Source organism: Undibacterium sp. GW821-FHT11B02 (assembly GCF_058808955.1).
Genome location: NZ_JBXASD010000005.1, coordinates 250,020 through 260,066, shown reverse-complemented (window position 1 = coordinate 260,066; position 10,047 = coordinate 250,020). Strand labels below are relative to the sequence as shown.

Here is a 10,047-nt window from a genome sequence, read left to right as displayed (position 1 = left end):
ATAGGGTTGCAGCTAGTACAACCGGAGCGTGAAAATCAGGCAGCAACCCGGAACCGTGACACAGAGTTCTTGAGTTCTTCAGCCAACATGGACAATTCCTTAATGGAAACCGCAGTTTGCTGCGTACCATGCTGGGTTTGTTCAGTGATCGTCAAAATATGCTGAATATTTTGTGCCACGCCGTTAGCTGATGTCGCCTGTTGTTCCGTCGCCAGCGAGATACCTTGAATCAGTTCCGCCAGACGGTTGGAAACGCTACGGATTTCAGACAACGCGGTACCCGCCGCATCTGAAAGTTTTGCTCCCTCAACCACACCCTGAGTGGATTTTTCCATCGCGGCAACCGCGTCATGGGTATCCGTTTGAATCGTACGCACCAGCGCACCGATCTGTTTGGTCGCTTCAGCTGAACGTTCCGCCAGACGCTGAACCTCTTCCGCAACCACCGAGAAGCCTCGGCCTGCTTCACCGGCAGACGCCGCCTGAATCGCCGCATTCAGCGCCAGAACGTTAGTTTGTTCAGTAATGTCGGAAATCAGTTCAGTGATCTCACCAATTTCCTGGGAAGATTCACCCAGTCGTTTAATACGTTTGGAAGTTTCCTGGATTTGCTCGCGGATCTCGTTCATACCCTTGATCGCGTTTTCCACCGCATGGGCACCCTGTTCCGCCGCCGCAACCGATTGACGTGCAACCTCGGCTGATTCATTTGCAGAACGGGAAACGTCGGTAATATCTGCCGCCATTGTCAAGACCACCTGACCTGCATCACTGATCTCACGTGACTGTTGTTCAGAAGCGTTCAACAAATCGGTAGAAATATTCTGCGCCTGATTGGACGCTGAAGTAACCTGTTCCGCTGTAGTTGTTACGCGACCGACCAGACCGCGCAATTCTTCCACCGTGTAGTTAACCGAGTCGGCAATCGCGCCCGTGATATCTTCGGAAACTGTCGCCTGCACCGTCAAGTCACCGTCCGCAACCTCTTGCAATTCATTCATCAGTCGCAAAATCGCAGCCTGGTTCTGATCGTTGGCAGCTTTCGCTTCTTCCTCTTGCTTTTGCGCCTGCATCATCTGAGCCGCCGCTTCCATACGGCGTTCATTCGCCTCTTTCGCACGGTTACGGCTATCCTGCAACAGCACCAGCGCAACACCAACCGCAGCCAGCAAGGCAACGACGGCGCTGACCAACATCAACCAGAACGATATGCTGGTGGAATCTTGTTGGGCGGTATAGTTTTTTTGCAGTTTATTGAGTTTGTTTTTCAAATCTTCATTTTCATTAAACAGCAATTGTTCCGACTGTTTGGCAGCAATGAAGTTTTGCAAGTTACCCAGAATACTGGATACAAATACCTGGTATTCGCTAAACGTTTTTTGCAGTTCTGTGAGCTTGTCGCGAGTATCGGCATCTTTGGTCGCTGTCAGGCGCAAGACGTCACTGCCTTTCAGGAAACCATCCACCAGATCACGGAAGGTATTAGTATCTTTACCCAGCAAGAATGCCGTTTCTGGATTAACACCCTCGGAAGTCAGGAATTCATTCGCACTACGACCCAGACGCTGGGTCAACATGACCAGCTGACCAGCAGCATTAATTTCACGCGCAGAACCACCGCCCTGTACTTTCAGGGTAGAAATCTGTTCTGTCAGTTCCAGCAGCAAAGGGGACAGGGCATTCATTTTTTGCAGAGTCTGACCGAAACCTGTCAATTCTTTCTGACGATTCAAGATCGTTTCCGCAGCCTTATTGGAATTACCCCAGGCTTTTTGCGCTTCCTTAACGACTGGTTCCAGGCTTGAATCAGCACGGTCAACACTACGACCCTGATAATTACCGCCGTTCAACAGTATCGTCAAATCGTTGTTCATCTCGGCACGGCTGTCTTTCAGCTGCTTAAACGCTTCGACGTTACCCTGAATCGCATTCGGTGCCGCTTTACCAATACGCTGCGAGTGCATCAGCGCCTCACCCGCGATCTGTGCCTGGGTGGAAATCAAGGCAGACTGATTGGAGTTTAGCCAAACGAATACTGCACCCATAAACAAGGCAAGCGCCATGATGATGGACAGAATACGCATCTGCTGCTGCAGGGACATTCGACCAATAATAGGGAGGCGAATATCGCCACCTTTTTCAAGTGCGTCACCGATGAAGGTCGCATCAGCCGGGGTGTCAAGCTTTGCCGGTGTTTCTACCGGCGCTGCATGCGTGCGTGCTTCAGGTGACAGCATTTTGACGTTGCTTGCTTCTTCAATTTCAATCGAATCAGCATTCCCGAACGACCTTGCCGTGCCTTCTGCTCCGTCAATTTCCGGATCTTCTTTTCCCTTGGACAAGAACGGTAGATTAAATGCCATTACTAAGTCTCCTAAACGATTGAAAAGCTATCAGCCATGCTGCTAAATATTGCACGCTGACTATAAACCTATTTGCAAAAAATCCTGATCCTGCACCAACATCGCCAGGCTGAGTTCGAACCATATGTTGCCGTCACGGTCACGATACTTCTTCTTCAGCCAGTCTTTATTTTCAAGATGCTCTGTTTCCAGTGGCAGTTCTTCCATTTCGGAAACGGCACGCAAACCGAGAACCTGCGATACCAACAAACCACTATTGAATGCCATGCCGGGTGCAAACGCTACAATCCGGCACGAGCCATCCAATTTGGTTGCATCTTTACCCTGGAAACGTGGCAGATCAACGACACCAGTCAAATTACCACGAATATTTGACAATCCTATATACCAGTCACGCGTCAGCGGCACCCTGGTCAGGGCACCGGCTGTGACGATCTCTCCGGCCTCACGCAAATCCAAAAGATAGCGACCCTGTCCTATCATAATGCCCAGTTGACTGAGTTTGGTATAACCGCCACGCTGGGCAGCCTGCATGCGCTCCACCAACTGCGCCTGAAATTCGCGCAAGCGGGTACGACGCACACCCTTATCAGTTTTGACAACTTCCAGATTTGCTGCAGCAGGTTCACGCACAGTCTGATTCATGAGGCAATCCGAAGATATCTTTTATTTTAAATACAAGAAATGGTACTTGAAAACCCAATTAGCCGAGGGCAGAAATCTTTGCCAGCAGCTCAACCGGATCAATCGGCTTGACCAGATAATCACGTGCACCCTGACGTAAGCCCCAGATACGGTCGGTTTCCTGATTTTTGCTGGTGCAGATGATGACTGGCACGTCCTGCGTATCAGGGTCTTTAGCAATTGCACGGGTAATCTGGAAACCATTTTGACCTGGCATCACCACGTCCATCAAAATCAGTTGCGGCTTGTCCGCCTTGATTTTTGTCAGGGCTTCTTCACCGTTTTCAGCAGTGGACACTGAAAAACCATTTTTCACCAATACATCGGTCAGGAAATAGCGTTCTGTCGGAGAATCGTCTACTACCAGAATTTTTTGAATGGCCATCTTGTTTTTACCTCACATTAACTAACTTCATATATAACTAGGTCGCTGTCGTGTAATTTCTCACCGTTTTCAGCAGGCTATCTTTTGTAAATGGTTTGGTCAAATATTCATCTGATCCGACCATAGCACCACGAGCACGGTCAAATAAACCGTCTTTAGAAGACAACATAATTACCGGTGTATCCCGGAATTTCGCACTTTTTTTAATTAAAGCGCAAGTTTGATATCCATCCAGCCTAGGCATGAGGATATCGCAAAAAATCAGGTCTGGATGAGAATCATTGATCTTTGCCAACGCATCAAAGCCGTCCTCGGCCAAAACTATCTTGTATCCAGCCTGACCAAGAAAAATTTCGGCGGAACGTCGTATGGTGCTGCTGTCGTCAATCACCATGATTTTCAAGTTCTCGTTGCTCGTCAACGTTGACATAAAATCATCTCTTCCCTGCAGTATTAAGGTTACATATCACTGTAACAAAAAATAGCACTTTTGCGCTTTTTTTCCTTGAATAAACATGCGAAGCAACATCAAATTCGTCAAATAGATCAGATTATTATCAAATTGCGACCATTTCGAAATCTTCTTTGCGTGCCCCGCACTCCGGACAGGTCCAATTCATCGGTACATCGTCCCAGCGTGTGCCAGCCGGTATACCATCTTCAGGCGACCCTTGCTCTTCGTCGTACACCCAACCACAAATCAAACACATCCACGCCTTGAAACCACCCTTTTCCGTTACCGTATCAGTCACGACTAAAACCCTTCAATCAAGTAAAATATTGAAACTGCTGCAAATATTTGTTTGCATTGTGTTATTAATGGCATTTGCGCGAGTAATTTAAGCCCCCACGAAGTCAGCTATATTAATCTACCCAACGTGCAAAACCAAATTTCTCCTCTAATACTTAGTTTTGGTGCCTCTGATCCGGTGGCAGCAACTGGCATCCAGGCCGACCTCGCTTCATTTGCAGCCATGGGCTGTTACGGCCTGCCTGTCATGACGGCCATTTTAACGGGCGACACGGCACAAATCGATGATTTACATCCACTGGAAGCCGATCTGGTCGACGAGCAGGCCCGCACTGTTCTCGAAGACATGCCGGTACTGGCTTTCAAGGTCGGTCAGGTCGGCAGCGTCGAAAATGTCACCGTCATTGCCGAAATCGTTTCCGACTACCCCGAACTGCCTCTGATACTTGATCCATTCAATGCCGTCATTATTGAACAGGGGCCAGAAGCAGAAGATCTGGTACTGGCGATACGCGAATTATTGATACCGCAGGCCAGCCTGTTAATGATTTCTGCGGTCGAACTGTCGCGGCTGGCGGAAACCTGGAAAGAAGGTGGCGAAAGCGAAGACCTGGCTGCCGATGCCATGACACTCATAGAATCTGGTTGCGAATATATATTAGTAACCGGAACTGCCAGCGACAGTAATGAATTCGCCAACACTTTATATAGCGAGGCTGGTGTGGTCAGGCATGATCTGTGGCAAAGACTGCCTGGCTCGCATGCCGGAGCCGGCTCCACCCTGTCTGCAGCCATCGCCGCCTTGGTGGCGAATGGCCTGGATATTCCTGATGCCGTGCTGGAAGCGCAAGAATTTACCCATGCGGCCCTCAGCCATGCGCAAAGGCTGGGTATGGGCAAGCTGATACCAGACCGGTATTTCTGGGCGAGAGAACCTGGCTGATATTTCCTCGCACCTCCTTTGAATCTGAATTGTCACACCACTCCATAAGCATCATCATGACTGATAAAAACGATATCCTGTTTGCACGCGCCCAAAAAACCACTCCTGGTGGCGTGAATTCCCCCGTGCGTGCGTTTCGCTCCGTAGGTGGCACCCCCCGTTTCATCACGCGTGCAGAAGGCCCCTATTTCTGGGATGCGGAAGACCGGCGCTATATTGATTACATCGGTTCCTGGGGTCCAGCCATCGTCGGCCATGCTCATCCGGAGGTCATCAGCGCCGTGCAAGCTGCAGCAGCCCGGGGTCTGAGTTTTGGTGCACCGACCGAAGGTGAAATCGAGATGGCAGAAGAAATCTGCAAACTCGTACCCAGCGTGGAACAGGTACGCCTGGTATCCAGTGGTACCGAAGCCACCATGAGCGCCCTGCGCCTTGCCCGTGGCGCCACCAAACGCGACAAGATCATCAAGTTTGAAGGTTGCTACCACGGTCATGCCGACTCTTTATTAGTCAAGGCAGGTAGTGGCCTGCTGACATTTGGCAACCCAACTTCAGCCGGTGTGCCGGAAGACTTCAGCAAACATACCCTGGTGCTTGACTATAATAATAGTCAGCAACTGGAAGAAGTATTTGCGTCCATCGGTGATCAAATCGCCTGCGTCATTGTTGAACCAGTGGCCGGGAATATGAACCTGATCCGGGCTACACAGGAATTCATCGACACCATGCGCAAGCTGTGCACCAAGCATGGCAGCGTCTTGATTTTTGATGAAGTGATGTGTGGCTTCCGTGTAGAACTGCATGGTGCACAAGCCTTGTATGGTGTACAGGCTGACCTGACCTGCCTGGGCAAGGTCATCGGCGGCGGCCTGCCGGTAGCTGCCTTTGGTGGTCGCGCCGACCTGATGGGCCACATGGCCCCATTGGGCGGTGTATATCAGGCTGGCACCTTGTCCGGCAATCCGGTCGCTGTGGCAGCCGGTATGACTACCCTGAAAATTATTCAGCAGCCAGGCTTCTATGAAAACCTGACAGCGCAAACCCGCAAGCTGGCAGATGGATTAACTGCAGCCGCCAAAGCAGCCAATGTCACTTTCTGTGCCGATGCCGTGGGTGGCATGTTTGGCCTGTATTTTGCCAGTGAAGTACCGAACTCGTATGCTGCAATGATGGCCAGTGACAAGGATAGGTTCAATCGTTTCTTCCACCTGATGCTGGACCAGGGTGTGTACCTTGCACCATCCGCATTTGAAGCAGGCTTTGTCTCTGCACAACATGATGACGCCATTATTGCCGACACGATTGCAGCAGCCGAGAAAGCCTTCGCGCAACTTTGATCATCAAGCTCCAAGGCAGCTTGCTATAGCAAGCTGCCTTCTTTATTAGTACATTCAGTTTTTCGTCCTGAAATCCACCTGCTCTGGCCGGCCTGGCAAATTCAAATTCGCATGCGGTGCCGGGGTCTGGCTGATGACTTTGCCACGACGCAGCACATGGGTGCGGGTGGCACGCAGGCGTATCGCCTCTACCGGGTCACTCGCATCCAATATCACCAGATCGGCATTGCAACCCACTTCCAGCCCATATCCTTCCAGCCCCAAAATGCGTGCCGGTGCCGCAGTCACTGCCTGAAAGCACTGGCGCATGGCGTCCTGCCCCGTCATCTGGGCCACATGCAGGCCCATCTGCGCGACATCCAGCATGTCACCAGACCCCAGGCTATACCAGGGGTCCATCACGCAATCGTGGCCAAAGGCTACTTCTATCCCGGCCGCCAGCATTTCCGGCACGCGTGTCATGCCACGGCGTTTGGGATAGGTATCATGCCGGCCCTGCAAAGTAATATTGATGAGCGGATTGGCAATGGCGGCCACTCCAGCTTCACGTATCAGCGGCAACAGTTTGCTGACATAGTAATTATCCATGGAATGCATGGAAGTCAGGTGAGAACCGGCTACCCTGCCCTGCATGCCCAGCCTGTGTGTGTGATAAGCCAGGGTTTCAATGTGGCGCGACAACGGGTCATCCGATTCATCGCAATGCATGTCAACCCGCAAGCCTTTTTCAGCAGCAAACTCGCACAGCAGACGTACGGATTCCGCGCCATCAGCCATGGTGCGTTCGAAATGCGGGATACCACCGACCACATCAACACCCATGGCAATCGAACGCTTCAGATTATCCATGGCAGTCGCACTGCGCAAAATACCGTCCTGTGGAAATGCGACCAGTTGCAGATCCAGATACGGTGCAACCCGGCGCTTCACTTCCAACAAGGCTTCGACCGCCAGTAAACGGTCATCACAAATATCCACATGTGAACGTATAGCCAGCAAGCCACGCCCTACGGCCCAATCGCAATAACGCATGGCCCTTTCCACCAATGCCTCTTGCGTCAACATGGGTTTCAATTCTCCCCACAGGGCTATGCCTTCCAATAAAGTGCCAGATTGGTTAACGCGTGGCAAGCCGTAGCTGAGCACGGCATCCATATGGAAATGGGCATCCACAAATGGCGGCGTGACCAGATTGCCATGTGCATCAATCTCTTCTACGCCCTTGGCTGGCAGGGCCACCTCTACTGCGCTGATACGACCATCCTGGATGGCGATATCAAGACCTTTGCGACCATCCGGCAAACTGGCGTTACGAATAACAAGATCGTTCATCAGAAATCTCTCTATATAATTATTACACAATAGTTATTACATAAAATTTACGCCATGAGCCGCATCCTGCGTCATAATCTTGACACAGAAAGGCAGGAATCTTATGGCAACAATGAAGCAAGTCGCAGAGAAAGCCCGGGTGTCCACGACCACGGTTTCTCACGTCATCAATAATACCCGTGTCGTCAGCGAAGATGCTCGCGAACGTGTGCTGGCCGTCATCCAGGAATTGCGCTACATCCCCAGTGCTGTCGCCCGCAGCCTGAAAAATGACCGCACACATACCCTGGGTATGATGATACCGAACAATTCCAATCCCTATTTTGCAGAAATCATACAGGGAATAGAAGACGCGTCATTCAAGCTGGGCTATAACATTATCCTGTGCAATTCCTATGATGACCCCAAAAAACAGGCTGCTTATATCCGTGTGTTGATGGAGAAACGTATCGATGGCCTGATCCTGGTGTCATCCGGTTCGGATGAAGAACTGACTCAATTGCTGGCCGACGAAGGTATTCCCAAGGTATTGGTAGACCGTGAAGTGTCAGGTGTGGTGGCAGATTTTATCGAAGCCGACCACGAACAGGGCGGCTATGAGGCGACCCGCTACCTCATCGACCTCGGTCACACACAGATTGCCTGTGTTGCTGGACCGGATATCTTATTACCCAGCGGTGATCGCGTGACCGGTTACCGGCGCGCCCTGAACGAGGCCGGACTGGCATTCAGGCCGGAATATCTGGTGCATGCTGACTTTACCAGCCAGGGTGGGTTTAACGCCTTTCAGCAATTGTTGAGCTTGCCTCAACGACCGACTGCCATCTTTGCCAGTAATGACCTGATGGCAATAGGTGGTATCTGTGCCGCCAATGAAGTTGGGGTCAAGATACCAGAATCCCTGTCCGTCATTGGCTATGATGATATTGCCCTGGCTTCATTCAGCACACCACCACTGACCACCATTGCCCAACCCAAGAAGGATATTGGCAACCTGACTGCACAAATTCTGGTCAACCGTATTGTGGATCCAGAAGCACCGTTAAGGCGTGAAATGCTGAAGCCACAACTGGTTATTCGCCAATCTACCTCCAGACCAGACCGGTAAGCGAGCCGGCAGGAAGAATATTGTCTACAGCAACATTAGCAACTTGGGAAAGCCTTCGCTTAACACCTTGTTCAATACCTGCAAGATAATCAGGGCCACCAGTGGTGAGAAGTCCAGTCCGCCCAATGGGGGGATCAATTTGCGTAACGGCGACAACAAAGGCTCATTCAGGGCCCGGATAAATGGCGCAAACGGTGCCTGTGGATTGACCCAACTAAAAATCGCCTCCAGCACCAGCAAGGCCATCAGCCCATACAATATCCACTGCACCATACGAAAAACCGCCAGCAGCAAGATTGCATTGAAAGAGAACTGCGACATCAGCCAGACATTCAATGACATAGCCAATAGCGATACCAGGAATGCAGCAATCAGCGTGGCCCAGTCATAACCACGGAAACCAGGCACCACACGCCGGATAGGATGTACTAGCCAGTCTGTCAGCTGGAAAATAGCTTGAGCCAGGCCCATAGGCGGCCGGACACGCTGCACCTGCATCCAAAAACGCAGCAACAAAAAACCTGCAAACAAACCTGTCACCGTATCAATGACAAAAGTGAAAATTTCATATAACACGACACATCCTCAAAAAAAAACCCACTGCATGACGAATCAAACAGTGGGTATTGTGCCTGAATAAGACCAGGCAACCAAGCATATCAAAGATTATGCCGGGCGGTTACCAGTTGGAAAAGGCCAAGCTGCGTTTGGACTAACAACGGTTTTTGCATCAGGTGTCGCTGGTTTTGCTGGAGCGGCCTTTTTTGCGGCTGGCTTAGCCGCGGCTTTTTTTGCGGCTGGCTTCGCTGCTGCTGGCTTAGCTGCAACTTTCTTAGCTGCTGCAGGTTTAGCTGCGGCTTTTGCTGCTGGTTTAGCTGCTGGCTTAGCTGCGGCTTTTGCTGCTGGCTTAGCTGCTGCCTTAGCGGCCTTGGCTGCAGGTTTAGCTGCGGCTTTTGCTGCTGGCTTGGCGGCGGCTTTTTTAGCTGCTGGCTTGGCTGCTGCCTTTTTAGCTACTGGCTTAGCGGCCTTGGCTGCTGGTTTAGCTGCAGCTTTTGCTGCTGGCTTAGCGGCGGCTTTTTTAGCTGCTGGCTTGGCTGCTGCCTTTTTAGCTACTGGCTTAGCGGCCTTGGCTGCTGGTTTAGCT

General features: G+C 51.1%; 11 protein-coding genes. 3 read left to right on the top strand and 8 right to left on the bottom strand.

Features of this window, described 5'->3' with window-relative positions; all coding sequences use genetic code 11:
* Nucleotides 1-35: 35 nt before the first annotated feature.
* The 5 genes from AC1RVX_RS12350 to AC1RVX_RS12330 all read right to left on the bottom strand — a co-directional run bounded on the left by AC1RVX_RS12350 (nucleotide 36) and on the right by AC1RVX_RS12330 (nucleotide 4,142).
* Nucleotides 36-2,363, bottom strand: coding sequence for a methyl-accepting chemotaxis protein (locus AC1RVX_RS12350; protein ID WP_493216889.1), 2,328 nt, complete (start codon nucleotides 2,361-2,363; stop codon nucleotides 36-38).
* Between the two features lie 60 nt (nucleotides 2,364-2,423).
* Nucleotides 2,424-3,008 (bottom strand): chemotaxis protein CheW, encoded by a 585-nt coding sequence (locus tag AC1RVX_RS12345; protein WP_493216888.1) that lies wholly within the window; start codon nucleotides 3,006-3,008, stop codon nucleotides 2,424-2,426.
* 58 nt (nucleotides 3,009-3,066) lie between these two features.
* Nucleotides 3,067-3,432 carry a response regulator transcription factor gene (locus AC1RVX_RS12340; RefSeq protein ID WP_186947024.1) on the bottom strand — a complete coding sequence of 122 codons (366 nt, stop codon included), beginning with the start codon at nucleotides 3,430-3,432 and terminating at the stop codon, nucleotides 3,067-3,069.
* A gap of 37 nt (nucleotides 3,433-3,469) precedes the next feature.
* Complete coding sequence (locus AC1RVX_RS12335; RefSeq protein WP_493216887.1) at nucleotides 3,470-3,862, bottom strand: response regulator; 393 nt, start codon at nucleotides 3,860-3,862, stop codon at nucleotides 3,470-3,472.
* Nucleotides 3,863-3,989: 127 nt separating this feature from the next.
* Entirely contained in the window at nucleotides 3,990-4,142 is a 153-nt protein-coding gene (locus AC1RVX_RS12330) for a rubredoxin (protein WP_423035256.1), read from the bottom strand.
* A 168-nt stretch (nucleotides 4,143-4,310) separates the two neighbouring features.
* Between AC1RVX_RS12330 and thiD the strand changes: the two genes are divergently transcribed.
* Both thiD and hemL read left to right on the top strand, forming a co-directional pair.
* Nucleotides 4,311-5,126 (top strand): bifunctional hydroxymethylpyrimidine kinase/phosphomethylpyrimidine kinase, encoded by an 816-nt coding sequence (gene thiD, locus AC1RVX_RS12325; RefSeq protein WP_493216886.1) that lies wholly within the window; start codon nucleotides 4,311-4,313, stop codon nucleotides 5,124-5,126.
* A 56-nt stretch (nucleotides 5,127-5,182) separates the two neighbouring features.
* Nucleotides 5,183-6,463: a glutamate-1-semialdehyde 2,1-aminomutase gene (gene hemL, locus AC1RVX_RS12320; RefSeq protein ID WP_493216885.1), complete on the top strand. Its 1,281-nt coding sequence runs from the start codon at nucleotides 5,183-5,185 to the stop codon at nucleotides 6,461-6,463.
* A gap of 54 nt (nucleotides 6,464-6,517) precedes the next feature.
* Here hemL and AC1RVX_RS12315 read toward each other — a convergent pair whose 3' ends face one another.
* Nucleotides 6,518-7,795, bottom strand: a complete 1,278-nt coding sequence (locus AC1RVX_RS12315) for an amidohydrolase family protein (protein WP_493216884.1) — start codon at nucleotides 7,793-7,795, stop codon at nucleotides 6,518-6,520.
* Between the two features lie 103 nt (nucleotides 7,796-7,898).
* Between AC1RVX_RS12315 and AC1RVX_RS12310 the strand changes: the two genes are divergently transcribed.
* A complete protein-coding gene (locus AC1RVX_RS12310; RefSeq protein WP_493216883.1) occupies nucleotides 7,899-8,903 on the top strand; it encodes a LacI family DNA-binding transcriptional regulator in 1,005 nt (334 codons plus the stop codon).
* A 24-nt stretch (nucleotides 8,904-8,927) separates the two neighbouring features.
* Here the strand turns inward: AC1RVX_RS12310 and AC1RVX_RS12305 are convergent, their stop codons facing one another.
* Nucleotides 8,928-9,479, bottom strand: a complete 552-nt coding sequence (locus AC1RVX_RS12305; protein ID WP_493216882.1) for a YggT family protein — start codon at nucleotides 9,477-9,479, stop codon at nucleotides 8,928-8,930.
* Nucleotides 9,480-9,569: 90 nt separating this feature from the next.
* The coding region (locus AC1RVX_RS12300; RefSeq protein WP_493216881.1) for a histone at nucleotides 9,570-10,047 on the bottom strand (478 nt) is incomplete at its 5' end.